Origin of the sequence: Enterococcus sp. CR-Ec1 (assembly GCF_002850555.1) — a bacterium.
Taxonomy (GTDB): domain Bacteria; phylum Bacillota; class Bacilli; order Lactobacillales; family Enterococcaceae; genus Enterococcus_D; species Enterococcus_D entomosocium.
On the sequence record NZ_CP025223.1, the window covers coordinates 2,870,997 to 2,895,083 of the forward strand.

The following is a 24,087-nucleotide window of genomic DNA, read 5'->3' on the forward strand; positions in this document are numbered from 1 at the left end:
CTTGCTTCCCCTTTGCTTAATCGATTACTAAAGAATGCTTCTCACTTTTTAAATGTCTAATCAAAAAGAGACACGCCATCACCACATAGATCACTCCACTAATTGTAAAAGAAAAAGACGTTTGGTCATTTCCAAGTAACTCTCCCAACCATTGTAACACGTATGGAGAAATGAAGGAGCCGAGATTACAAGCTACCATTGCTAAAGAGACAGCAAGATTAGTCGAATGCTCAGGTGCCCCCGGTAGTAAGATATCGTACATGTAAGGAACAAATAATCCAACAACTAGAAAAGTAAAAATCAAAACGATCGTTAAGATCAACATATTCTGCGCATAAGGAATAAAGAAGTACGCCCCAGCAACAAACAATAATGCTACGATGGGAGTATATGCTTTTAGCATGTTTCTGACTTGACTATATGCAAAGCCCGTCAGTGCTCCTACTAAACTCGCAATTGTTAGTGCTGTACCTAAAAAACCTTGATTGGCATAATTTTGTTCAACGATCAATGTACTCGTCTTTGTATAGATCGTCATAATCAAAATAAAAAAGACAAACATCATGGAGCAGCAAAAAACAACTAATTTATTAATCCTTTGCTTAGTCACTTGAGAGGCTGCCTCATTTCGATTAAATAACGTATGCCGTGACTGATCTTGTGGAAGAAAGAAAAAAACAAATAGTAAAATCGGCAGAACTAAGAAATAGACACTATAAGCATAATGCCATGAAATATTGACCAAGATTCCTGCTAAAAAGGTGGCAAAACTGGAGCCTAAGGTTGAAAATGCTGTTTGGTAACCCAACATTTTTTGCTGTTCTTCTCCCGAAAAATAATCTCCAATGAGCCCAATAGCAAGAGAGTTGTAGATCCCTGTTCCAGCACCTAATACAAAACGAGAAAGATAAATGATCGTAAAATTAGCAACAAATACGGGGATGATTCCTCCGACAAAAGCCAAAAGCAGCCCTAACAAGACGGTATTCTTCTTTCCAATTGCTTTGATGATAAACGTACTTAATAAAATGAAGATCATCATAGTAAATGAAGGAATTGTTACTAAAGATTCTACTGTAGCCGATTGAATATCCGGAAATTGATTTTTGATCATTGGTAAAGTAACTGCAATCGCACTGGCGGCACTGATCATCAAAGAGATACTGAGAATGGATAATTTTAATAATCCACTTTTAGACTGCTTCATCTTTGTCACACCTTTCTTTCCTTTACTTTGAATTGATAAACAGAAATCGATGCTGCCTTACTAGTTACACTGATTTGATCGTCCTGACAATAGACATCTTGGATCTTTTTGGTCGTCACTGTTTCGGGCTTCCCAAACTCGTTGAAAGCGCACAGCGTTTCTCCGGTAAGTTCTTCACCAGTAACGAATTCCACTGGCGAATCAAAAAATATCGTGACCGCTTCTTCTTCATTATCAGAAGTATTAATAATATTTAATGTAAGCAAATTTTTTTTGATCGAAGCAAAACAATATATTTTTTTCAATGCCGGTTCATCTGGACGAGTAAAAGTCGGAGCATCATCTGAAAGAGCAACTACATTGCCGTTTTGATGATTTTGATAAAGCTTAAACACATAATAGTTAGGTGTAAGAACAGTTTCTTCACCTTTCGTAAGAAATAATGAATTAAGAACATTTACTGATTGTGCGACGCACGCCATTTTTACCTTATCCGCATTTCGATGGAAAATATCCAATGTTAGTGCGGTTGTAATGGCATCTCTCATGGTACTTTGCTGCCATAAAATAGAAGGAGCATTAAAGTCAATATTGTGCCAATTCCCCCATTCTCCCACAATTAAATCGACATTTATATCCGTTGCAAACGCCCCTTCTTCTTTAGGAATCTGTTTGATGCCGTCTTGAATCAATGCATGCTGCTCTTTAATGATATCTTCTAATTCAAGTGCCCCATTAATGACCCGATACCATGCATCCATGCTAAAATCTGTGATAAGATCTTTTGGGTCTTCTAAATTCCAATTATAAAAGTGCAAATCGTATCCATTGATTCTCGGTTTGCGGTATTTTCCAAGCTCATTAAAAAAATCTTTTGTCCATTCAACACGTTCTTTCGGCTTATTTCCATCGGGACCCACGGCAATCATTTTCATTTCTTTACTTGTTTTCACCCATGGCAAACCGGCGCCAAAGCTAGGAATAGCACTGGTATGTTTGCGGTATTCATCTGCATAGGATTGCGCAGTATAATTGCCTCCGCCAGCCCAACTTTCATTCCCAATCCCCCAATATTCGACATTAAATGGTTCACTACGCCCATTAGCTGCACGTTCATTTGCCAAAGAGTTACCAGTTTCTCTATTTACATACTCAACCCATTCCCTTGTTTCTCGGGTCGATCCCGTCAACATATTGATATTAAACCATGGCTTCGCCCCCACTAACTCGCATAATTTCATAAATTCATGGGTCCCAAATGCGTTGTTTTCCCTCGTCATTGTCCCAAAATTCTCATTAAAGTATGTTGGACGTTCTTGTCTAGAACCTATCCCATCTCGCCAATGATAGACATCCGCGAAACAGCCACCCGGCCACCTTAAAACCGGCGGCTTTATTGCTTTAAGTGCATCAACAACATCTTTTCTTAAGCCATCATAATTAGGAATAGCAGAGTCTTCCCCCACCCAAATCCCGTCATAGATACCGCTTCCAAGAAACTCAATAAATTGACCATGAAGCTCCGGCTGAACGACAGCACCTTGTTTTTGTGACTCAACAATTATTTTTACCAATAGAATCGCTCCTCTCTTGATAAGAAAAGCATAATTTTTTTGGTAACGCTTTTATATCAGAATATTTCCCTTCCTATCATAAAATTAAAAAAAGAAAAATGCTCTTCAAGCAATGCTTGAAAAGCATTTTTCTTTATTCTCCTTTTTCTACTGCCCATCGCAGGACGGTTTTGGCTTTATCTGGTGAGACTTTTCGCGGATCAGACAAATAGATTTCTCGATGCTGGAACGTGTCCATCGTTGGACGGATTACTAACTGTTCTTGTTTTAACAGCTCCTTCATTTGCGCAAATGTTTCCGCTTCAGTGTCAAAAGAGCCTGTATGCATCGCTTGCAGACACAATCCTTCTTCATAGCGCTCAAATATAAGCTTTTCTAGATTTGGATTGTCTTTCTTCTCTTTGACTGCCAAGAGCTGTTCTTGAAACAGTGTTTCCGTGACTGGTTCTGGTTGGCGAATCATGATTTTGTAGATCAATTCTTCTTTGTTGACGGCACCGTCTGGCTTTGTCAGAGAGGTCCACACACCTTCTAAAGGAAAGACCGTGTATTCAAAGGGTTCATTGCCAAAAGTCCCTTTTTTTAACCCCATCCTGAGTGAATAAGAAATCGTATATAAAGCGGCGATCTCTTCGCTGAATTCAGGTCGATTCGGATTGCCGCTGCCGCTCAAACTGATAAATTGATACGTTGGCACCTCGATCACTGTTGGTTTTTTGGGAAGATAGAGCTCTTTTTCTAGTTTGCGCCATTCATACTTCATAAAAGACCCTCCTCGATTTGCTTTTCTTTATTTTACCATGAAAAAGAAGGGACATCGCAAAAACAGTTATCCCTTCAACTGCAAAGGGACAACTGTTTTTTTATAGGGATAATGTAGCTACTTGCTGTTTCCCCAACTGCTCGTCTTATGCGGCTTCTTGTTCTTCTTTCAGCAATTTTGTGTCATAAAACTTCGCAAATGGAAAATAGATCAAGAAAGAAACAACTGCACAAACAATGGCAACGACGCCTGCACGCCAGTCTCCACCGGTGCCAATAAAGCCACCAAGTCCAACGGGTGTTGGGAAAGGAATATTGGCGATCATGGGACGAATCAATTCCATCCTTGTGGCAAAATACGCGATCGTGGCGGATGCCATCGGTGCTAACAAGAAAGGAATTGCTAAATAAGGATTATAGATGATCGGCACGCCGAAAATGATCGGTTCATTGATATTGAAAATCGACGGGACGATGGCAGCTCTCCCTAATACTTTCATCTGTTTCGATTTAGCAATGTAGATCATAAATAAGGTAAAACCAAGGGTTGCTCCCGAACCACCTAATGTCACGTACCCGTTGGTAAATTGGCCTGCTAATGGGAAACTCGCCCCTTCAACATTGGCAGCTAAATTAGCTAACATGATCGGGGTGATCAGTGGACTAATGATATTGAATCCATGAATCCCTACCAACCACAAGGCATGCGCGAGGAAATAAATCACCATGATTCCCAACCAGCTATCCGTAAGGTGGGTAACAAACCCGAACGGAATTGCTACTAGTTGAAAAATATCCGTCCCTAAAACAACTAAAACACCATTGATGGTCAGAACCACGACTGCCACCACAAAGGCTGGTATCAGTGCCGTAAAACTACGAGCCACACCTTCAGGCACTTCTTCAGGCATTTTGATGACCCAGTTGTTTTTTACACAGAGACGATACAGCTGAACGGCAACGACCGCCATCACGATCCCAGTGAAAATACCAACAGTTCCTAAACGTGCGACCCCATCGGCACCAATCAACCAACCATTGATCAGCCCTTCTTCCATATCATTCATCCGTGTCATTTTTCCGCCGTCAAAAACAAGCTGAGGAATCGACATCAATGTAGCAAAAACACCTAACAACGCCCCATTGATCGGCGTCAGGTCGAGATTCTCCTCGACTTGAATGATCTTGGAATACTCATAGCCCAGAACGATACAAAAATATAATGCCAATAACCCCATGGTCGTACTATTTGCTAACATATACAAATCACTGAAATTCAAAAAAGTCGCTTCAAAAAAGTCAGCTAAAAACGGAAACGTGATCGGTAAAATGTTGAATACTAAAAACATTGAGCCTACGATCGTAAAAGGAATCGACGCCATCCCTGCCGCCATGATGCTACGAACGATTTTTTATTGGGAAATCTTTCCCATCGGACCCATTACTGCTTTTTCCAAAAGTTGAAATAGTTTATTGTTCGATTCTGTCAATTCAATCACCCTTTCTTTCTATCTCTTCAAATTCACGTATCCATTGCCATTGTCGATCTTTATTACGAAAAATTTTCTTCAGTTTTCTGATACCACTCCAAGCAAAGACGCCACTTATCCAGAGAACTATGCGAACATACTCCGTACTTTGCGAGGTGAAATAGGGGAAAATAACTTCTGTCACTCCAAAAAAAGTCAATAAAAAAAGAATGGCCATTGTCCCCATTTGAAGGCGTAAATACCAAGTAGTAAAAAAGAGTTGCTTGCGGACGATGGTTGCGTGGTGTCCATATAAGCGGATAAACTCACTGATCGCTCCCATTGAAAAAAGCAACAGGCTCAGTGGAACCACACGCAGCCATTGCCCTGCCAAAGAAGCAGCTAACAGCCAATATAGGTTAAAAAAGAAAGAGAATGCGACTAAGTACCGCAAAAACAACAGACGTTGAAAATAGAGATTTTTCTTCGTCAGTTTTTGCGATGCATCTCTTTGCGCGACTTTTGCTTGCTTACTCGCCATCTGCACTCCTGCATTGGATCGCTTCTTCAAGGCGATTCATCTTTTGATAAATCCTTAGCATTTCTAGTGCAACCTCTCTGAGGGTCATGGTTGTCATCAAATGATCTTGTGCATGGATCAACAAGATATCGCAGGTAAATGAGGTCCCTGAAGCATATTCTTGCAGCATTTTTGACTGGATGCGGTGGGCTTTGACTAATGAATCATTGGCTGTGTCCAACAACTCTTGCGCTTCTTGACAACTACTGATTCGCATCTGTTCAAAGGCTTGATGAATCATCGTGCGGGCATCACCGCTTGCTAAAATAAGTTCAAAGGATATTTCTTGTATTTTTTCACTATCCATAGCCTGCCTCCATTTATTTCGTACTTTTTTCTAATGCAATGCTTTCTTTGACTAACTGTGCTAATTTCTCGATTCCGATTGGGATCGGAATATACGCTTGCGGGGGAATATTCACGATTGGTTTGCCGTATTTATCGGCGCTTTTCTTTAAATTGGCAAAATGCATTTTCGTTTGCGGGCTAACTAGATATAAATCGTAGTCATCCTTGGCGATCGTAGCGATCCCTTCTGAAGCAGAGATGGCATCGATCCTCACTGACCAACCTTCTGTGGTTAAAAAGCTTGTTCCTTTTTTGGCGATCAACGATGAAGACATGCCTGCTGCACAAATTATCAATACTTTTTTCATTTCCCTTCCTCCTTCTATGAAACGCTTCCATTTTGTTGTATCTGTTCCTTTTTTCTCCCCTCCTTCGTGCTATAAAAAATCCTTGAGAACGATTCACTATCTGCTGATTCTTACAGGTAGTAATCCTTCTTCACATAAATAGTATTACATATCGAGTACTTTGTAAATTCAATAAAACTCTATTAGTGATATAAAACATTAATTTCTTTCTGCTTCTATCGTGTCATAGTAGAATAATTTTGTGGAGGGGATTTCATGTTTAAAGATCGTTTAAGACAGTTGCGGAAAACGCGATCTGGTTTAACACAAGCAAAAATGGCAAAATATTTAGGAATCGCCAAAACAACCTATGCTTCGTATGAGCAAGGCAATCGGATGCCCGATATTGAGATCCAAAAAGAACTTGCTGATTACTTCAATGTCAGTCTCGATTATTTACATGGACGTCCGAATGATTTGGAAGCCCTCTCTATGAAACAGATTCGTGTGGCTTCAAGAATCAATGAGGACTTTACTGAATATCAACTATCTGAAATCATTACCTTTATCGAATTTATAAAAAACCGTCCAGAGTAAACGCGATACTATTCTGCCTTTTTTCTCTGGCTAACTTGTGGTGCTGCTTCATTACCTAAAGAAAAAACTGCTGTCAATGTCTCACAAGGAAACATTGACAGCAGTTGAAGGGCCTCGGCTCTTTTTTTATTGTCTTACAGTATCATTAGCAGCAAAGCGTTTTGAAAAATGTTGTTCTAATCGCTTTTGCCCGGCTTCAATCAAAATGCACAACAGCCAATAGATGATGGCAACTAGCACGTACATGGACATGTAATCAAAAGTTCGTCCGCCAACGATCTTGGCTTTTTGAAAAATATCAGGAATCGTGATCATTGCTGCCAAGGAGGTTCCTTTCAACAAATCCATTGCCACATTACTCAATGCCGGTACAGATATACGAAAAGCTTGCGGCAAAATAATCAGACGCATCGTTTTCGTAAATGATAACCCTAACGCATAGGCAGCATCAAATTGCCCACGATCCACTCCAGCAATTGATCCTCGGTAGATTTCCCCGATAAATGCGCTGCTGGTCAATGTAAAACAGATGATCGCAGCACTAAGCGCCGACAATTGATAGGGCAAGCCAAAATACAGTAGGAACAACAAGACCAACGCTGGGACGCCTCTTAGAAATGAGAGATAGCCCCGCACGAACCCTCTAATGATGGGGTTTTCCAGCATCCCTAAGAAGGTGAGCATGATCCCTAAAAGGTTGCCACCTAGAAAAGAAACGACAGCAATGCCGACCGTATAGGACAAGCCCGACAGCAAATAGGGCAATGAGTCCCACATCAACGGCAAATCAAGGGTTGGAATATACATTAGTCTGTTTCAACCGTTTGGATCGCTTGATCAGATTTTACTGAAATATCGGTTTGAAAATACGTTTCTGCAAGTTCTTTTAAACGGCCGTCTTCTTTCATTTCTGCTAAAACAGCATCCACTTTTTCCTGCAATGCTTTATGATCCTTCAAAAATAAGAAGCCCGTTTCATTCGGATTAAAGTAGACATCTTCTAAAATTTTTACAGGGATATCTGGCAAAGCAGCAACCGCCATTTTTTGCAAATAGTAATCATTCAAGATCACATCCGTTCGACCATTCGCAACATCTGTCAAATACTGATCATTCGTTGCGTTGTCGTAAGTCACTAATTCTGCCCCATAAGATTCGGCTAAGCGCATGTAGCTGGTATTCGGTTCACCAGCAGCTTTTTTGCCATCCAAATCTTCTAAAGAAGCAATCCCTGAGTCATCACTTTTACGCACGATCATACTATCGAACGAGTATTTGATAGGCGTTGAGAGACTGAATTTTTCCGCCCGTTCATCCGTCAAACCAAAATCGTTGGCAGCAAAATCGGCTTCTCCACGTGTTAAAGAAGAAACTTGTCCATCGACATTGTACTCTTTAAATGTGATCTCTACGCCTAATCGTTTGGCGACTTCTTTTGCCACATCGACATCATAGCCCACTAATTCATTTTCATCGTTATAATAAGACGATGGATACAAGGTTCCCGAAGTAGCAACAACCAATGTTTTGGCTTCTTCCACCTTACTTAGACTCGTGTCTTCTTCCGTTGGTTTGCTGCAGGCACTTAACAAGACTCCCGCAAATAAACCTAAAAAGCCAACCATTGCAACGATTTTCCCTTTTCTAACTTGTTTCATAATATCCTCCTCTTAGTCTCCTTGTTTTGGCAACAGAAATCGTTGCTGTGTTTCAAATAAATAGCCGACTTGGAAAAGTAGATCTTCTCTGCCTTTAGACGCCATAAATTGGATCCCTAGCGGCAACCCTTCCTCACTAAGAGCAGTTGGCAAGCTGATGGCTGGCTGCCCCGTTAAGTTGGCTAATTGAGTGTAAGGTGTCAGAGCATAGCTCTTGGCAAACATTTCTTCGATCAACTCACCCGCAGCACTTTTTCCAAGCGATTCGATCTCATGCAGTCTTTGGCGAATGCTATCGCTTTGTAAGTCTTCCTCGATCAAAGGGGCTGGAAAAGCCGTCGTCGGTGTTAAAAAGAGATCATAGGTCGAAAAGACTTCTTCCATTTTTTCTGCCAATTGATCCCACCACTGCAAGGCAAGGACGTAATCGGCGGCAGGCAGTTTTTTGCCATATTGGTAAAGTGCCCAGGTCATCAATTCCATCTCTTCCCGTCTGACCGGTACTTGACGAGCAGCATTGATCTCAGCAAACATCGCAGCTGTTTCGCCGCCATTCATGGCGTAATAGGTGGTCATCATTTGCTGACCATCCACTGGATAGCCCACTTCAACGACTTCATGCCCCTGCTTTTCTAAAAATGCGGCTGCACTTCGGACTGCTTGGATGGCAGTTTCAGACACTTGGCCACCGGTCGGCGATGCGGTAGTAAAAGCAACCTTCAACCACGGTTTTTGACTCGCTTGCTGATGATGCCATTCTACTTGCGGTGCCTGATAAGGGGCTGTCGGCTGTGACGTCCGCAACGCATAAAACAACTGTTCCGTATCACGCATGGAAAGCGTCAACGCAAAGTTGATGGAAGCACCTTGCCAGCTGCGCCATTCACTAGGACCCACTGGCATCGTACCACGGGTTGGCTTCAAACCAATCAATCCGCTAAAGGATGCTGGAATGCGGATCGATCCGCCGCCATCACTGGCACCTGCAATCGGAAACATCCCCGAAGCCACTGCCGCTGCCGCACCACCACTGGAACCACCAGCTGAATAGGCAGGATTCCACGGATTACGTGTAGGCCCATACAATGTTGGATCAGTAATATTTTTGAATCCAAATTCTGGTGCATTGGTTTGCCCTAACGGCACAAAGCCTGCCTCTTCTAAACGAGAGACAAAATGAGCCGTGCGGCTGGCTCGTGCATTTGCAAACAGTTTGGCTCCTGACGTTGCTGGCCACCCTGCTTTGGTTTGGCCGAGTATTTTTAACGGCATGGGTTGTCCCCCAAAAACCGTTTTTTGAAGATGCTGCTCGTAATGCTGGATTGCTGCTTGCGGATCAAATGTTACAAGCGCATTCAAAAGCGGATTTTGTTGATTGACTTTTTCTTCGATCATCGCCACCCGCTCTGCAAAACTGATTTGTCCTTGCCGCAATTGTTCCGCCCAATAGGTCGCATCTTGCATGCTTGCCCCTCCTTTTTCTCAAAACCTCAAACAATTATCTATGCTGTAACACATGAAAAAATCTTCTTTATATAGACTACAATATACCAAACACTTGGAAATCTTTCAACAAAAATAGAACAGTTTTTAAACCTGTATTATATCGTTATCAAACGTTCCGATATTTTTTACTACCAGCTGTCGACCAACGCTTCTTCTTAGCTGTCCTCATCATTACCTAACAAAAACGGCACATCGCCAAACGATGTGCCGTTTTGATTTACTTGTATTTTTCTTCCAGCTTGCTCATCCAAAGACCTAACCAAGCCCCCAAGACAAACAAGATAATTCCGATGACGGCTGTTACCCAAGTAAAGCCGCTATAGTTTGCCACCGGAGGAATCACGATCAATATCGTTGAGGCAATAACGATCCCTAAAATGAAGTGATAGACTTTTGAATGATAATGGCTCAATAGCCACTCCATCAATTTCGAAAACAGCAGCATCACTGCCAAGCCGCCAATGGCGATCGGTAGAAAGACCCCCATGATGTCAAAGCTCTTAAAGCCTTTCAACATCGGATCATAAAGGCCCAAAACGAGCAAAAGGTTTGAAGGACTCAAGCCGGGAACCAAAACACCTAACGCGATCAGACCGCCGGCGATCACAAAACCAATGAAATTGGCAGGGATCGTTCCTAAGATATCGCCCATAAAATAGAGGAACAAGAAGCCGATGACCATACTGCCGAAGAACCAAAGCAGGTCGCCGGTTGTCCGTTTGCTTTTCAAGGTCGATTCTTTAGCAAGTGCTGGTAACGTCCCAATAATTGCCCCCGCAAAGCCCCACAAAACGATGATTTGATAGTTTTGCAGCAGCCACTCTAATGGCTTTGATAAAAGCCCGATCCCTACGATTCCCCCGATCCCTACTGGCAGGAAAAAGAGGAGATTCTCTTTAAAATTCTTCGTCAGATGTGCCATAAAGCGCAGCATCCGCTCATAAATGCCTAAGATGGCTGCCAATACGCCACCTGAAACACCAGGCAAGATAAAGCCCAAGGCAATCACCACGCCTTTAAGAAAACGTGACAAAATACTTTCGTTTCTCTGTTTTTCCATTTACAATTGCTCTCCTTAGCGATGGTTTTCACCAATCGTTCTTTTTTCATCAATCCCTTTAACTATACTTGATTGCCAAAAAAATGGAAAGTAATTTCTAATTCCTCATACAAAGGCAGATTTCAAAGTTCTTTCAGCATCAAGAAATCCGTCTGCTCATCATCCCCCATAAAAAAGGAATGACTGCCAACTCTTACAAAGCCCATCGTATGATAAAAAGCCAACGCATTGTCGTTAAATTCCCAAACACCTAACCAGATCGACTTTTTCTGCAGCGCTTTGGCGGTCTCTTGAGCAAACAGCAGCAGTGTTTTGCCATAGCCTCTGCGCTTATGTTCTTTTTTGATATAGATTCGTTCAATTTCCAACCCCTCTGGGGCAATCGCTTCCGTTTGCGCCTCACCCCAGTTAAGTTTGATATATCCTACGGTTTGATCATTTTCTTGTAAAAAATAAAACGCCGATTGCGGATTTTCTAACTCTCGGGTCAGTTTCGGCAGATTGTAGGCTTCTTCTAGATAGATACGAGTATTTTCCTCCGTATTGAAAGGAGCAAATGTATCGTAATAGGTGGATACGCTGATTTCTCCCAATTCTTCTAAATCTGCCAAAGTACATCGTTTGATAGCCATCAAAACGCCTCCTTTTTTATCAAGCTATTCTATCACATCTCCATTATCCCTTGCAAAAGCAAAAAGGGCGGACAGCTTTCCCCACTGTCCGTCCTTTCATAGACTTACTCTTTTATAACCAAGAGCCAGAAAACTGATGGATCACCATCGTACTCGGATCTTCCTCGACCTCACCCGTGATATAGCTTTTTGGTGAAAACGTCATTTGCGGGAAGATCTCTACGCCCTTAACGGTTTGTCGTTGATTATTCAATTCTAATCCGTGGTTTTGCAGCAGTTCCGTCACTCGGATCACATTGGTGACGACATCTTCCGTTTTTTCTGCCCGGACAAATTTTCGGTCATCGTAATCGTGGTACCATTCTTCCATAAAGGGATGGTGCGGAACCGCTCCAATGATCCCAGTAGAAATCTTGGTTTCGATCTCAAAGCCCATAAATGCCTCCAGTGTCAAGAGCTCATCTAAAGGTTTGACCACCTCGATATCAGTATCCATATAAATACCGCCTTCTGTCACTAACGCATACAAACGAACCACATCTGACACAAATGCCCATTCTTCTTGGTCATAGGCCTCTTTTAGATAAGGACCGAATTTTGAAAGGTCGATCGTTGATTCATCCCAACGTTTGATCTCATAATCCGGACAATATTTTTTCCAGGTATCCATGTATTTCTTTTCTTGTTCACCTAATGGATTGCCGCCAAACCAGCAATAATGAATAATTTTTGGAATCATCAATCTCTCTCCTTTAGTTTATTGGTCTCTTTTAAGTGTAGCGGATTTTGCAATTGTTTCAAAATCATATACACTTTTTACGGCGAAAAGAACTGTTGGCTCTGCTCTTCAGGATCAGAAAGGATCATTGAAAAAAGCACCTGAGTCAACGACTCGAGTGCTTTTTGAGGGATTGCTTATAAATAATGATTGTCCCGTAAGACGGCTTTTTTGATATCTGCCACCGTTTGCGTCCCCGCAAGCTGCATGACCATCTCCAATTCTTTTTTGAAGAAATCAAAGACTTGTTGAACACCAGTGGCACCACCTAGAGCCAACCCATAGATCACTGGTCGACCGATCGCCACTAGATCTGCTCCGCAAGCAATCGCTTTAAAGACATGCTGTCCTCGCCGTACCCCGCTATCGAAGACGATCGGCGCCCGACCTGCCACTGCTTCAGCCACGATCTGCAAGGAATCAAAGGAAGCTGGACCACCATCCAATTGGCGTCCCCCGTGATTTGAGACCCAAATCCCTTGTGCACCTGCCCCTAAAGCTCGTTCCACATCTTCTTCTGATTGCACCCCTTTGACATAAACTGGCAAGTCAGATTCTTTGGCGATAAAAGCGACGTCCTGGGGACTTAATTTTTGTTTTGAGGAGCCGTAAACGGCATCCATCGTTTGTCCGATCCCTGATTGATAAGCCTGAACGATCGGCATTGCCAACGGAAAGGTGAAGCCATTGCGGCGATCCGTTTCTCGATTGCCCCCCACGGTTGCATCTGCGGTCAAAACGATCGCTTTGGCGCCATTGCGTTTTGCCATCGCCAAGATGTCTTTGTTAATACCATCGTCTTTACTCATATAAAACTGGAACCACTGCGGCGCTTCTTGACCTCCAGCCGCTCGGATTTCTTCCAACGTACAAGAGGCATACGAACTCGCCGTATAGATCGTGCCAAAACGTGACACACCTTTGGCTGACGCTTGTTCTGCCGCAACATTTGCTAAGCCGTGGGCAGCCACAGGTGCCATAATGATTGGCGCTGACAACGTGTCACCGCCAAAGGACAACGTTGTGTCCGGTAATTCAATGTCCTTTAAGACATGAGGAATGATCAATTTGTGATTGAAGGCGCGTTCATTTTCTTGATAGGTAAAAATATCCCCCGCACCACTGCTGATATAGCCATACCCACCTTTAGGAATCACTTCCTCTGCCGCGATCTCCAAATCGCGCATATTGATAAAATCGATTGCTCCTTCTGCGGTACTTGCTTGATAAATTTTTTCCATGCCTTTCCCTACTCTCCAATAAGATAACGTTTACATTTTCATCCTACCCCTGATTGCAGGATCACGCAACTCATTCGCTCACTCCTGTCAAATAGGCTTACTTTACTTTTCCACTCAAGACAGCCCTCCATTTGAACTAGCTGAATTATTGTTTTGTTCGTTTAACATATTCTGCCAATAACAACGGCTGAATCGTTGGATATGTCCAACTGACAGGCGGCTTTACCCTTACATAGATTGCTTCGATCTCTGAGGTCAACTCATCCTCCAACTCCGTGATCTGGGCTTCGAACACCAAGCCGTAATCGGTCTCCCCGTCTTTTTCTACCCCATAGATAAATAACGGCTCTAGAGTAAAGTGCTTGGCGCCTGTTTCTTCTTTTAATTCACGGGCAGCACACTCTGTGATGCTTTCTCCTAGTTCTCGCTTGCCTCCAGGGATCTCCAAGGTGTCTCGTTCTTTGTGTTTGACATAGACGAACTTTTCTTGGTACTTGCTGATGATCACGGCAAAAACTAGCTGCTCTTCTGCGATCTTTTCAAGATCGAATATCGTTACGTTACTCATTTTTCTCATTCCTTTCAAAAAAGCAGACATGTTTCTAAAATAAACAGTCGTTAAATCAAAAAAAGTGCTGATCCCTTATGGAAAGGGTCAGCACTTGCAACTTATTACTCTTCTTCTTCCGCCATGAATGTGTTGAAGACTTCTTCAATCATATCCCATTCTGCTTCTGTTTCGATCTGTTCTAATTCACCTTCAGAACCGTCTTCGTTTTCAATATAAGCGTATGCTTGTAATTCAACGTCTTCTTCTTCTGGTACGCCTGCTGGATAAAGCAAGACGTAGTTGCGGCCGAATTCTTCCGTACCGTCAACCGTTAATAGAATTTCGTATAAGGTTTCATTTCCTTGATCATCGATTAAAGTAATGTGTTCATGTCCTTCATGATCGTGATCGTGGTTATGATCGTGTGTATGTTCTGACATTTATTTTCCTCTTTTCTGTAAATTAAAACAGCTGTTTCCCAGCACCATCTAAATAATTCTGCAAAATCATGACTGCTGCTAATTTATCAATCACTTTTTTTCGTTTGGCACGCGATGTATTCGCCTGTTCTACCAGCATTCGTTCTGCTTGAACGGTCGTCAGACGTTCGTCTTGGTAAACGACCGGCAAACCGAATTGCTGTTCGATCGCTGCGCCGTAAGCCATAGAAGCTTCCGCTCTAGGTCCGATCGTATTATTCATATTTTTAGGTAGTCCTACCACAAAACGTGAGACTTCATATTCTTTCACCAATTCAGCAAGTCGATCATAACCGAAATTGCCTTCATCTTCATTGATGCGAATGATCTCGATCCCTTGTGCTGTCCAGCCCATTGGGTCACTGACCGCCACGCCGACTGTCCGCGAACCAACATCCAATCCCATGATTCTCATTATAGGTTGATCCCGTGATTGCCTAAATAATAACGGATCAGAACTTCCATGATCTCATCCCGTTCGTGACGACGAATCAAATTCCGGGCATCCCGATAACGAGGAATGTAAGCCGGGTCGCCAGAAAGGAGATAACCGACGATTTGATTGATCGGATTGTATCCTTTTTCCTCTAATGCTCGGTAGACGATAGCTAATGTTTCGCTGACTTCTTTTTTACGGCTATCATCAAAATCAAAGCGAACTGTTTCATCTGTAAAACCCATTTCACGACACCTCTCTTTTGTATAGATTTTAGCATATGTTCCTACTATATTGTACTAAACGTTTGATAAAACTACAAACATATGCTTAGATTTTCTTCATTATAACAAAGGTTTATGATGTTTCTATGAACTTTCTTAAAAAAAGCTAGAAAGCGCGATAGACATACTGGTTTTCTGGTGCTTCAATCGTCTTCTCTTGGTCTGCTACCACCATCGGCAAGTCTCGTTTGAAGGGTTGATAGTACTTCGATTGGATCGTCCCTTCCACGTGGAGCCACTGGTTATTTTCTGCAGTCGCTTGCTGCGGCAATTCCACCCGTAAACCGAAAACGCCTGAATCAGCCACACAATGGATAATGCCAAAACGAAACAAAAAGATTTCATTGGCATCATCTTGATCTGCATGGTACACAAATCCATCATAGGTGATTTTCTTACCAATGAATTCACTCGGGTACGTATAGATCAACTCCATGACTTCCAAGTAATTTTCTTCCGTTACCGCAATCGTCTCATCTTTGGCGTAACGTGCCAAGGCTGCATCCATCTGAGTGTCATAATCTTCTTTGTTAAAATAAAGACTTGTATCGGGTTTCAGATATTGGGTCGTCATTTCTGGATCCCCCACAGATTCTTCACTTAGGGGGAAATTAAACCCTTTTGCTTCAACGATCGTCGTATCCAAGCTAACGGTGGGAAAAAAGAGACCCACGATGATCGGTAAGGCTAATAGAAAATACGCAATCACTCGTTGGTATTTTTTCTCTAATCCATGCTGGTGCTCGTCGTCATGATGATGCTCGGGCTCTTGTTTGACCCAAAAGTACAGCTGGACCAAAGCCAACAATAAAGAAATGATCATAGATAAAATAGCGAGATAGCGATAATGAATGTTGATAAACTGATTGAGTTTGCCCGTCACTTGCAAATACATCATTAATTCAAAATAGCCTGATAAGATCAAAAAACGAATCATTCTTTACACCACCCATGCATAAATTGAAACGACGATTGCGACTAAACCAACCAGAGAAGCGATAAAACGCCCCGAAAAGTACCGCTTCATCATCAACAGGTTTTTAATATCTACCATTGGACCAAAAACCAGGAAACCGACGACTGGTCCAGTGCCGAATAAACTCAACAACGAAGAGCCGATAAAGGCATCTGCTTCGGAACATAGGGATAATGTCAGTGCCAACAGCAGCATGACGAAAACCGCTAACAGCTTCGTGGAGCCTAATGTCAGCATCAAGCCAGTTGGCAGATAGGTCTGCATCGCTGAGGCGATCAACGCACCAATGATCAAATAACGCCCAGTATCGAAAAACTCATCCAAACTATGCTGTAGCAAATGACGAATCTGCCGAAGAAGCGGATGACTGGTCTTTTCTGTTTGATGGTGGGCGTGATCATGCCCATGATGGTGTGGGTGAGCTACTTGCTCATTCCCGCCACTTAATTGATTGGCAAGCCGTGTTTTTAAGACCTCTTGTTTGTTAAAATACGCCAGCCAGATCCCCACGACCATTGCGACCAATAAGCTGCCCAGTACACGCAAAAAGGCGAACTTCGCGGAATTTCCAAAGGCAATGAATGTCGAAAAAATCACGATAGGATTGATGATCGGTGCAGTCAGCATAAAGGCAAACGCCGTATACACTGGCACGTCTTTTTTTACGAACTGATTAACGATCGGTACGATCCCACACTCGCAGGAAGGAAAAAATACCCCCAGGCCACAACCAACAGTGATCGATGCCAATTTGTTTTTTGGTAAGAGTCTCGTGACTCTTTCTGGCGTCAAGAAGACTTGTAAAGCACCTGATATCAAGCAGCCCAATAGGACAAAGGGCAAGGCTTCAATGACGATAGATAAAAAAATAACACTCATTTGCAGGACAGAATTCGGTAATGCCTGAAACATAACTTTAACCTTCTTTATCAATAAATTCGAAACGCTGGAATTACTATACGTTTTTTCCTTTTTTTATACAACGTTTTTTTTAAAGCAGTCTGTTTTTTTAATCGTTGCTTTAGATTTTCCTTATCTTTAAATCCTTCTTGTTCACCTAAATGATCAGCAACTAGCAGATATTTTGACTTTTCCTCAAGAACAGCGTACATTTTCCATGGAGGAATGACTTATGCAAAAAAATCAACCGATCCAAGAGAGGCTCGCCCAACATCCGTTGGCACTACTCTATCTCTCTCAACCAAATTGCAGTATTTGTGTTGCGGACAAACCACGCATCCAAACACTGGCACAAACCCAACAACTCCCACTATTTACCATCAACACGCTGACAGAGCCAGAAGCAGCCAGTTTATTTTCGGTCTTGACGGTTCCCGTCGTCCTCTTGTTCGCAAATGGGAAAGAAGTGCATCGCGAAGCCCGCATCATCGATTTCACACGTTTGACTCAACAAATCTTGCGGTATCAAGAAGCACTCACAAGCGTTGAAGAGCAAGATTCCTACGAATCACTTTTTGACCAGTTAGACGAGTAAGTTCAGTGAATGAAAGCAAAAAACAGCTGTCAGATCCTTGTATATACTACGATCTGGCAGCTGTTTTGCTGGTTCCTATTTATGTGATGCGATTATTCGCTTAGTGATGGTTCTTCTACTGGTTCTTCATGGGACAAGACGTTGCCTGAATGCAAGAAATAAATCAATGTTTGCAATTCATTGGTTAAGTCAACGTTTTGAATCAGCACGCCTTTTGGTGCAGTGATCCGTGCAGGTGTAAAGTTCAAGATTCCTTTAATGCCAGCTTTCACAAGCTCGTTCACTAAATCTTGTGAATGTTGTGCGGGAACCGTCAAAATAGCCACATCGATCTGCTGGATCTTCACTTGTTCCTTCATGTCATCCATTGGATAGACCGGCACACCATCTACGATTCGACCAACTAGATCTTCATTGACATCAAATGCAGCACTGATCCGAATGCTGTTGCTTTGGTGAAATTTGTATTTCAACAAGGCGCTCCCCAAGTTTCCGACACCGACTAAAGCTACATTCGTCATGTGGTCTTCGTTCAATGTCTTCGCAAAGAACTGCATCAAGCTTTCAACGTCATAGCCATAGCCGCGTTTTCCTAATTCACCAAAGTAGGAAAAGTCGCGGCGGATCGTCGCACTATCAACTTGAACAGCTTCACTTAGTTCGGTCGAAGAAACTTTTAATTTGCCAGCTTGGTGCAAAATACGCAAGTAACGATAATATAAAGGCAATCGCTTCGCTGTTGCCTTTGGAATTTGATGATCTTTCAAAGAATACTCCCCCATTGTGAAAAATTCACTTGTGATGAAGCTATCATAACAAATACATTGTTCAAAAATCAATTTGAATGCTCATAATTTGAAATATAAATTTTATAATGGTAAAATCAAACTTTTTCCCAATCGCTGTTTTTCATAAAATATGATAGACTTGTAGTATTGCAACCTTGATACAGACAAGTTTCTTAAAGATAGGAATGACATACACATGATTTTATTACAAGCCAACCAAATCGCCCGTCTTTTCGGAGCCGAGGTTTTATTTGAAAATATCCAATTAGAGATTGCCAGCAATTCCCGAATCGCGCTTGTTGGGCGCAACGGTGCTGGTAAATCAACGCTACTGAAAATTATTGCTGGACTCGAAAGTCCTGATAAAGGAACGATCGCTAAAAACAAGACCGCTACGATGGGCTACTTAGCTCAAGATACCGGACTTGATAGTCAGGCCACCGTTTGGGAAGAAATGCTAGGAGCTTTTGCAACGGTTCGACAGATGGAGCAGCGCATGCGTACCTTAGAGATCGCCATCTCCGAAGCAGATCCTGCTGCTAACTCTGGCAATCTCCTGAAAGAATACGATCAATTGCAACATGAATTTGCAGAAAAAAACGGCTATGGCTATGAAAATGAAATTCGCTCCGTCTTGCACGGTTTTCAGTTTGATCCTTCTTTTTACACACAGCCGATCGATACCCTTTCCGGTGGTCAAAAAACCCGCTTGGCATTAGCAAAAATGCTGCTGCAAAAACCTGATATCTTGATCCTCGATGAGCCGACCAACCATTTAGACATCGAAACGTTATCTTGGTTGGAAAACTATCTACAAGGATATGCCGGTGCGTTGCTGATCGTTTCCCATGACCGTTACTTCTTAGACAAAGTTGTCAACGAAGTCTACGAACTGAGTCGGCAAAAAATGCGCCACTACAAAGGCAATTACAGCCGCTATTTGACCCTGAAAGCTGAACAGCTGCAAAGCGAATGGAAAGCCTTTGAAAAGCAGCAAGAAGAAATCAATAAACTGGAAGACTTTGTTGCCCGCAACCTTGTCCGTGCCTCTACCACCAAACGCGCGCAAAGTCGCCGTAAGCAATTGGAGAAAATGGACCGGTTGGATCGCCCGCAAGGAGATGAAAAATCCGCCCACTTCCTTTTTTCCATTGAAAAACCTTCAGGAAATGTTGTAATGCAAGTAGAAAATGCCGCTATCGGTTATTCTGAAGAAGAAGTCTTATCGGCGCCCATCGACTTAGATGTTCGTCGCAAAGATGCGATCGCTTTAGTGGGGCCGAATGGGATCGGCAAGTCAACCTTACTGAAATCGCTGATTCATAAAATCCCCTTTATTCAAGGAAAGGTGCATTTTGGCGCCAATGTTTCAATCGGGTACTATGACCAAACTCAATCCGATCTGCACTCAACCAAAACGATCCTCCATGAGCTTTGGGATGACCACAGTACCACACCTGAAGTCGATATTCGCAATATATTAGGCAGCTTCTTATTTTCGGGAGAAGATGTTGAAAAGCCGATCACGCTGTTAAGCGGTGGCGAAAAAGCCCGTGTCGCTTTGGCAAAATTAGCCATGGATCATGACAATTTCTTGATTTTGGATGAACCAACCAATCACTTAGACATCGACAGCAAAGAAGTCTTAGAAAATGCCCTGATCGATTATGAAGGCACGTTGTTCTTCGTATCTCACGACCGCTACTTTATCAATCGAATCGCCACCAAGGTCGTGGAACTGTCTGAAAATGGCAGCAAGCTCTATCTAGGCGATTACGATTATTATTTAGAAAAGAAACAAGAAGAAGCTGAAATCGCAGCGATGCTGGAAGCAAAAACAACCGAAACCACCATTTCAGCAGGCAAACAAAACTTTGTCCAAAGCAAAGAACAGCAAAAAGCCGTTAGAACCTTACAGCGAAAAGTCGCCCAAATCGAAGAAGAGCTTGCCAAGATAGAAGAAACGATCCAGCAACTGGAACAAGACATGACCGCACCAGAAGCGTTGAATGATCATGTAAAATTGACCGCGTTGAATCAAGCGTTAGAACAAGCCCGCACTGAACAAGAAGCCCTATTAGAAGCATGGGAAAATACTAGCTTAGAACTAGAGGCATTTGAAAGTTGATCGTGGAATCGGTCTGTAGGCCGATGACAAGCTCCCCCTCCTTTGTTTTACTTAAAAGAACAGGATGAATACGTACGATTCGTAAAACAAGGAGGGAAAAATGCAAAAACAGACAGATGTTTATCGAAAGCGTCGGCCAATGATTGTTTTAGCAGGATTGGTGTTGATTTGGATAGGGTTCAATCGAATCTCTCATCACGTGTTGTACGGAGAGTTGTCCGAACACGTGCACACCGTCGTTGCCTATGATGAGAGTTATGACGACGAATATATTTACTCTCAAGCTATTTTTAGTGAAGATATCAATGCGTACTTAGGGGAAATGGACATCACAACACCGATTTTCCTGCAGACGAACGAAGAATGGGCCGATAGATCCTATGGCAATGACGGCAGCCAAACCTTAGCAGAAAACGGCTGTGCGATCGCTTCTCTTGCGATGGTTCAATCCTATCTTGAAGGCTATCACATTACGCCACCGGAAGTCCTTGATTGGGCAGGAGATCATTATTACGTTGACGGCCAAGGAACGGACTGGCGGATTTTTTCTGACTTTGCCGATGCAAACGGCTACAACTATTATGATCTTAGTACTGACCTAGCTAGCGTTGAAGCCTACTTGCAACAAAATCATCCCGTCATCGTTTCTATGACCCCAGGGGAATTTACAGATGGCGGCCATATCATGGTCTTAGGTGGAATGATGGGCGATCAAGTGTTTGTCTTAGATCCCAATGATGATCCGGAAAAATCCCACTACGCTACTTACTACACACTAGATGAAATCGCTGATCAAAGCTTACGCTTTTGGACCTTCAGCTGATTGTTCGAAAAAAGTCCCATTGTGGGGCTTTTTTCTTTGTCGTCCCGAAAGCAGCAACTGGATCTTATTTTTTTAATAAAAAAACCCTTTTTTCTCCCTTTGGGAATCCGCTTTCTATTATAATGGAAGAAAGAAAGGTGTGAAATCTATGAAAATCGGTATCCCCAAAGAAATTAAGAACAATGAAAATCGTGTGGCATTGCCGCCCTCCGGAGTCTATGAGTTAGTCCAAGACGGACACGAAGTCTTCGTTGAACAAGGCGCTGGTGCAGGATCAACCTTTTCTGATCAAGCGTATCAGGAAGTCGGCGCTACGATTGCTACCGTTGAAGAGGTTTGGGCCTCTGAATTGGTTATGAAAGTCAAAGAACCTTTACCAGAAGAATACCCCTTTTTGCATGAGGGACTGGTTTTATTCACCTATTTCCACGTAGCCGCCAATCAACAGCTTGCTCAAGCGTTGATCGACAGCAAAGTGATCGCTGTTGCTTATGAGAACGTCCAGCTGGCGAACGGCACCCTGCCTTTACTGTCTCCCATGAGTGAGATCGCTGGAAGAATGTCTGTTCAAATTGGCGCGCAATTTCTCGAAAAAATTTATGGCGGAAAAGGGATCCTGCTTTCGGGTGTTCCCGGCGTCCGTCAAGGTCGGGTAACGATCATTGGTGGTGGCGTTGCCGGCGAGAATGCCGCGAGAGTCGCCGTAGGTCTAGGCGCACAAGTGACAATTTTAGACGTTTCAATCCCACGCTTACAAGAGCTGGATCGACAATTTTCTGGTCAAGTCCAAACTTTGTATTCCAATCGTTTGAATATCGAGCGAACGATCCAATCCGCAGACTTGGTGGTAGGAGCCGTTTTATTGCCAGGACAAAAAGCCCCGTGCTTAGTGACCCGCGACATGGTGAAACAGATGCCTGAAAAATCCGTGATCGTCGATATTGCCATTGACCAAGGCGGAATTTTCGAGACCGAAGACAAAGTCACCACCCACGACGAGCCAACCTATATCCGGGAAGAAGTCATTCACTATGCAGTGGCGAATATGCCGGGTGCTGTGCCGCAAACGGCAACCATCGCATTGAGCATTGCCACATTGCCATATGCCCAGCAGCTAGCGAAGGATCCTTTAGCAGCGTTGCGAGAAAACGAGGCCCTTGCCAAAGGGGTCATCGCCTATGAGGGCGCATTTACTTCAAAAGAAGCCGCTCACGATCTGTCATTGCCTTTTACCGATCTATCGGAATTGATTTGAGCCACTCTCCCACAATAAAACCAGCAGCCGTACAAGTAATTCGCGGCTGCTGGTTTGCTTTCTATGAGAATTTCCTTTTTTGGGTAGCATGGGCTTTGGAAGTATGCTATATTCATACTTAAAAAAATTCGACCTAGACAGGAGGAACACTGTGCTTACTCAACAACAAATCCAAGCATTTCCCAAAGTAGAACTTCACTGCCATCTCGACGGTTCCATTCGTCCAGAAACATTGATCGCCATCGCCAATCAGCAAGAGCTTCCCATCGCTCAAGACATCGAAGCTGTGAAAGCACAGATGCAAGCCCCCAAAGATTGTCATGACCTGAGGGATTATCTTCGCTGCTTTGATTTTGTTCGGCCGTATCTGCAAACACAAGAAGCTTTAGCAGCTGCTGCCTATGACGTGATGGAACAAGCCGCTCAAGATGGGGTCGCTTATATTGAGATCCGCTTTGCCCCCAGCTTATCGATGGACAAAGGACTCACTTGCAGCCAGACCATCCAAGCCGTGATCGAAGGCATCGCACGAGCAGAAAAACGCTACCCAATCAAAGGCAATGTTTTGGTCATTGGGATGCGTCAAGAAGACCTACCAGCTATTACGGAGATTTTTGATGAAGCGATCGCTCTTACCGATGAAAAAGTAGTCGGTATTGATCTAGCAGGTCCAGAAGAAGACGGGTACGTCCCTGATTTAGCTGCCAGCTATCAAGTGTTCCTCAAGAACCAAAGTGTCCAGCTGACCTTACATGCAGGCGAATGCGGCTGTGTGCAAAACATTTATCAAGCCATCGAAAGCGGTGCGCAGCGGATTGGCCACGGCATCGCCTTAAAAGGAGATCACACTGCTCAAGCGTTTGTTCGAGAACAAAAGCGCTGTATCGAAGGCTGTCCTACCAGCAATGTTCATACTCGTGCGATTCCCACATACTCGGCATACCCATTAAGAGAATGGCTGGAAGCCAAGGTCCCTTTTTGTTTGAACACCGATAACCGAACGGTCTCAAATACGACATTGACCAATGAATACCTGCAAATGGCTCATCATTGCGACATGTCCGAATCAGAGATGCGCTTCATAAACGAAACTGCCGCTCAGCATTCCTTTGCGGAAGCTGCCGACAAAGCGGTACTCTTGAAAAAAATTCAAGAATGGCAATTCTAATAAACA

Annotated in this window: 27 protein-coding genes; 6 read left to right on the top strand and 21 right to left on the bottom strand. The window is 43.1% G+C overall.

The features are described from left to right. Positions 1-16 precede the first annotated feature (16 nt). From CXM95_RS13695 to CXM95_RS13725, 7 genes are all read right to left on the bottom strand, one after another. Positions 17-1,207, bottom strand: coding sequence for an MFS transporter (locus CXM95_RS13695; RefSeq protein ID WP_101699266.1), 1,191 nt, complete (start codon positions 1,205-1,207; stop codon positions 17-19). 5 nt (positions 1,208-1,212) lie between these two features. Continuing rightward, complete coding sequence (locus tag CXM95_RS13700; protein ID WP_101699267.1) at positions 1,213-2,781, bottom strand: alpha-N-arabinofuranosidase; 1,569 nt, start codon at positions 2,779-2,781, stop codon at positions 1,213-1,215. Between the two features lie 133 nt (positions 2,782-2,914). Beyond that, on the bottom strand, positions 2,915-3,544 hold the full coding sequence (locus CXM95_RS13705; RefSeq protein ID WP_101699268.1) for a GyrI-like domain-containing protein: 630 nt from the start codon (positions 3,542-3,544) through the stop codon (positions 2,915-2,917). Between the two features lie 145 nt (positions 3,545-3,689). Continuing rightward, positions 3,690-4,952 carry a PTS cellobiose transporter subunit IIC gene (celB, locus tag CXM95_RS13710; RefSeq protein ID WP_233499130.1) on the bottom strand — a complete coding sequence of 421 codons (1,263 nt, stop codon included), beginning with the start codon at positions 4,950-4,952 and terminating at the stop codon, positions 3,690-3,692. Between the two features lie 82 nt (positions 4,953-5,034). Further along, on the bottom strand, positions 5,035-5,553 hold the full coding sequence (locus tag CXM95_RS13715) for a hypothetical protein (protein WP_016612676.1): 519 nt from the start codon (positions 5,551-5,553) through the stop codon (positions 5,035-5,037). Next, a complete protein-coding gene (locus tag CXM95_RS13720) occupies positions 5,543-5,899 on the bottom strand; it encodes a PTS lactose/cellobiose transporter subunit IIA (RefSeq protein WP_016612677.1) in 357 nt (118 codons plus the stop codon). The genes CXM95_RS13715 and CXM95_RS13720 overlap by 11 nt, the downstream gene beginning before the upstream one ends. A gap of 13 nt (positions 5,900-5,912) precedes the next feature. Beyond that, entirely contained in the window at positions 5,913-6,248 is a 336-nt protein-coding gene (locus CXM95_RS13725; RefSeq protein WP_086316491.1) for a PTS cellobiose transporter subunit IIB, read from the bottom strand. A 255-nt stretch (positions 6,249-6,503) separates the two neighbouring features. Between CXM95_RS13725 and CXM95_RS13730 the strand changes: the two genes are divergently transcribed. Continuing rightward, positions 6,504-6,824: a helix-turn-helix domain-containing protein gene (locus CXM95_RS13730; RefSeq protein ID WP_005228576.1), complete on the top strand. Its 321-nt coding sequence runs from the start codon at positions 6,504-6,506 to the stop codon at positions 6,822-6,824. A gap of 126 nt (positions 6,825-6,950) precedes the next feature. Here the strand turns inward: CXM95_RS13730 and CXM95_RS13735 are convergent, their stop codons facing one another. The 13 genes from CXM95_RS13735 to CXM95_RS13795 form a co-directional block, all read right to left on the bottom strand. Continuing rightward, entirely contained in the window at positions 6,951-7,631 is a 681-nt protein-coding gene (locus CXM95_RS13735) for an amino acid ABC transporter permease (RefSeq protein WP_086316492.1), read from the bottom strand. After that, a complete protein-coding gene (locus CXM95_RS13740) occupies positions 7,631-8,482 on the bottom strand; it encodes a transporter substrate-binding domain-containing protein (RefSeq protein WP_101699269.1) in 852 nt (283 codons plus the stop codon). The genes CXM95_RS13735 and CXM95_RS13740 overlap by 1 nt, the downstream gene beginning before the upstream one ends. 12 nt (positions 8,483-8,494) lie before the next feature. Then, entirely contained in the window at positions 8,495-9,946 is a 1,452-nt protein-coding gene (locus CXM95_RS13745; RefSeq protein WP_101699270.1) for an amidase, read from the bottom strand. Between the two features lie 259 nt (positions 9,947-10,205). Further along, complete coding sequence (locus CXM95_RS13750) at positions 10,206-11,048, bottom strand: DUF368 domain-containing protein (RefSeq protein WP_010749839.1); 843 nt, start codon at positions 11,046-11,048, stop codon at positions 10,206-10,208. A 122-nt stretch (positions 11,049-11,170) separates the two neighbouring features. Next, positions 11,171-11,680: a GNAT family N-acetyltransferase gene (locus CXM95_RS13755; protein WP_016612680.1), complete on the bottom strand. Its 510-nt coding sequence runs from the start codon at positions 11,678-11,680 to the stop codon at positions 11,171-11,173. A 112-nt stretch (positions 11,681-11,792) separates the two neighbouring features. Continuing rightward, on the bottom strand, positions 11,793-12,419 hold the full coding sequence (locus CXM95_RS13760; RefSeq protein ID WP_010749841.1) for a glycosyltransferase family 32 protein: 627 nt from the start codon (positions 12,417-12,419) through the stop codon (positions 11,793-11,795). Positions 12,420-12,595: 176 nt separating this feature from the next. Beyond that, complete coding sequence (locus tag CXM95_RS13765) at positions 12,596-13,699, bottom strand: alpha-hydroxy-acid oxidizing protein (RefSeq protein ID WP_008380802.1); 1,104 nt, start codon at positions 13,697-13,699, stop codon at positions 12,596-12,598. Between the two features lie 145 nt (positions 13,700-13,844). Then, the gene (locus CXM95_RS13770; RefSeq protein ID WP_176285369.1) at positions 13,845-14,267 is read right to left on the bottom strand and encodes an NUDIX hydrolase; all 423 of its coding nucleotides are present in this window, start codon (positions 14,265-14,267) and stop codon (positions 13,845-13,847) included. A 104-nt stretch (positions 14,268-14,371) separates the two neighbouring features. Beyond that, positions 14,372-14,689 carry a DUF1292 domain-containing protein gene (locus CXM95_RS13775; protein WP_005228559.1) on the bottom strand — a complete coding sequence of 106 codons (318 nt, stop codon included), beginning with the start codon at positions 14,687-14,689 and terminating at the stop codon, positions 14,372-14,374. A gap of 22 nt (positions 14,690-14,711) precedes the next feature. After that, entirely contained in the window at positions 14,712-15,143 is a 432-nt protein-coding gene (gene ruvX, locus CXM95_RS13780) for a Holliday junction resolvase RuvX (RefSeq protein ID WP_005234242.1), read from the bottom strand. Then, complete coding sequence (locus CXM95_RS13785) at positions 15,143-15,409, bottom strand: IreB family regulatory phosphoprotein (RefSeq protein ID WP_005228556.1); 267 nt, start codon at positions 15,407-15,409, stop codon at positions 15,143-15,145. Before CXM95_RS13785 ends, ruvX begins: the two co-directional genes overlap by 1 nt. Before the next feature lie 145 nt (positions 15,410-15,554). After that, positions 15,555-16,385 (bottom strand): TIGR03943 family putative permease subunit, encoded by an 831-nt coding sequence (locus CXM95_RS13790; protein WP_008380795.1) that lies wholly within the window; start codon positions 16,383-16,385, stop codon positions 15,555-15,557. 3 nt (positions 16,386-16,388) lie between these two features. Beyond that, on the bottom strand, positions 16,389-17,336 hold the full coding sequence (locus tag CXM95_RS13795) for a permease (protein WP_101699271.1): 948 nt from the start codon (positions 17,334-17,336) through the stop codon (positions 16,389-16,391). Between the two features lie 220 nt (positions 17,337-17,556). On the opposite strand from CXM95_RS13795, the gene CXM95_RS13805 reads away from it, so the two are divergent. Beyond that, positions 17,557-17,919: a thioredoxin family protein gene (locus tag CXM95_RS13805; RefSeq protein ID WP_008380790.1), complete on the top strand. Its 363-nt coding sequence runs from the start codon at positions 17,557-17,559 to the stop codon at positions 17,917-17,919. Positions 17,920-18,011: 92 nt separating this feature from the next. Here CXM95_RS13805 and CXM95_RS13810 read toward each other — a convergent pair whose 3' ends face one another. Further along, a complete protein-coding gene (locus CXM95_RS13810; protein ID WP_005228549.1) occupies positions 18,012-18,686 on the bottom strand; it encodes a redox-sensing transcriptional repressor Rex in 675 nt (224 codons plus the stop codon). Positions 18,687-18,903: 217 nt separating this feature from the next. Here CXM95_RS13810 and CXM95_RS13815 point away from each other — a divergent pair, with 217 nt between their 5' ends. The 4 genes from CXM95_RS13815 to add all read left to right on the top strand — a co-directional run bounded on the left by CXM95_RS13815 (position 18,904) and on the right by add (position 24,081). Further along, positions 18,904-20,835, top strand: a complete 1,932-nt coding sequence (locus tag CXM95_RS13815; RefSeq protein ID WP_101699272.1) for an ABC-F family ATP-binding cassette domain-containing protein — start codon at positions 18,904-18,906, stop codon at positions 20,833-20,835. Between the two features lie 100 nt (positions 20,836-20,935). Further along, positions 20,936-21,658, top strand: coding sequence for a C39 family peptidase (locus CXM95_RS13820; RefSeq protein ID WP_086297862.1), 723 nt, complete (start codon positions 20,936-20,938; stop codon positions 21,656-21,658). 148 nt (positions 21,659-21,806) lie between these two features. Further along, positions 21,807-22,913 (top strand): alanine dehydrogenase, encoded by a 1,107-nt coding sequence (gene ald / locus CXM95_RS13825; RefSeq protein WP_016612688.1) that lies wholly within the window; start codon positions 21,807-21,809, stop codon positions 22,911-22,913. Positions 22,914-23,064: 151 nt separating this feature from the next. Continuing rightward, entirely contained in the window at positions 23,065-24,081 is a 1,017-nt protein-coding gene (gene add / locus CXM95_RS13830; RefSeq protein WP_086297866.1) for an adenosine deaminase, read from the top strand. Positions 24,082-24,087: the final 6 nt, after the last annotated feature.

Excerpts from the sequence above, each read along its gene's own strand:
- CXM95_RS13785 (WP_005228556.1), bottom strand. The coding sequence starts at position 15,409 with ATGGGTTTTACAGATGAAACAGTTCGCTTTGATTTTGATGATAGCCGT.
- CXM95_RS13790 (WP_008380795.1), bottom strand. The coding sequence starts at position 16,385 with ATGATTCGTTTTTTGATCTTATCAGGCTATTTTGAATTAATGATGTAT.
- ald (WP_016612688.1), top strand. The coding sequence starts at position 21,807 with ATGAAAATCGGTATCCCCAAAGAAATTAAGAACAATGAAAATCGTGTG.
- CXM95_RS13775 (WP_005228559.1), bottom strand. The coding sequence starts at position 14,689 with ATGTCAGAACATACACACGATCATAACCACGATCACGATCATGAAGGA.
- ruvX (WP_005234242.1), bottom strand. The coding sequence starts at position 15,143 with ATGAGAATCATGGGATTGGATGTTGGTTCGCGGACAGTCGGCGTGGCG.
- CXM95_RS13745 (WP_101699270.1), bottom strand. The coding sequence starts at position 9,946 with ATGCAAGATGCGACCTATTGGGCGGAACAATTGCGGCAAGGACAAATC.
- CXM95_RS13730 (WP_005228576.1), top strand. The coding sequence starts at position 6,504 with ATGTTTAAAGATCGTTTAAGACAGTTGCGGAAAACGCGATCTGGTTTA.
- CXM95_RS13725 (WP_086316491.1), bottom strand. The coding sequence starts at position 6,248 with ATGAAAAAAGTATTGATAATTTGTGCAGCAGGCATGTCTTCATCGTTG.
- CXM95_RS13695 (WP_101699266.1), bottom strand. The coding sequence starts at position 1,207 with ATGAAGCAGTCTAAAAGTGGATTATTAAAATTATCCATTCTCAGTATC.
- CXM95_RS13705 (WP_101699268.1), bottom strand. The coding sequence starts at position 3,544 with ATGAAGTATGAATGGCGCAAACTAGAAAAAGAGCTCTATCTTCCCAAA.
- CXM95_RS13805 (WP_008380790.1), top strand. The coding sequence starts at position 17,557 with ATGCAAAAAAATCAACCGATCCAAGAGAGGCTCGCCCAACATCCGTTG.
- CXM95_RS13795 (WP_101699271.1), bottom strand. The coding sequence starts at position 17,336 with ATGTTTCAGGCATTACCGAATTCTGTCCTGCAAATGAGTGTTATTTTT.
- CXM95_RS13765 (WP_008380802.1), bottom strand. The coding sequence starts at position 13,699 with ATGGAAAAAATTTATCAAGCAAGTACCGCAGAAGGAGCAATCGATTTT.
- CXM95_RS13815 (WP_101699272.1), top strand. The coding sequence starts at position 18,904 with ATGATTTTATTACAAGCCAACCAAATCGCCCGTCTTTTCGGAGCCGAG.
- CXM95_RS13755 (WP_016612680.1), bottom strand. The coding sequence starts at position 11,680 with ATGGCTATCAAACGATGTACTTTGGCAGATTTAGAAGAATTGGGAGAA.
- CXM95_RS13760 (WP_010749841.1), bottom strand. The coding sequence starts at position 12,419 with ATGATTCCAAAAATTATTCATTATTGCTGGTTTGGCGGCAATCCATTA.
- CXM95_RS13715 (WP_016612676.1), bottom strand. The coding sequence starts at position 5,553 with ATGGCGAGTAAGCAAGCAAAAGTCGCGCAAAGAGATGCATCGCAAAAA.
- CXM95_RS13720 (WP_016612677.1), bottom strand. The coding sequence starts at position 5,899 with ATGGATAGTGAAAAAATACAAGAAATATCCTTTGAACTTATTTTAGCA.
- CXM95_RS13735 (WP_086316492.1), bottom strand. The coding sequence starts at position 7,631 with ATGTATATTCCAACCCTTGATTTGCCGTTGATGTGGGACTCATTGCCC.
- CXM95_RS13740 (WP_101699269.1), bottom strand. The coding sequence starts at position 8,482 with ATGAAACAAGTTAGAAAAGGGAAAATCGTTGCAATGGTTGGCTTTTTA.
- CXM95_RS13820 (WP_086297862.1), top strand. The coding sequence starts at position 20,936 with ATGCAAAAACAGACAGATGTTTATCGAAAGCGTCGGCCAATGATTGTT.
- CXM95_RS13770 (WP_176285369.1), bottom strand. The coding sequence starts at position 14,267 with ATGAGTAACGTAACGATATTCGATCTTGAAAAGATCGCAGAAGAGCAG.
- CXM95_RS13750 (WP_010749839.1), bottom strand. The coding sequence starts at position 11,048 with ATGGAAAAACAGAGAAACGAAAGTATTTTGTCACGTTTTCTTAAAGGC.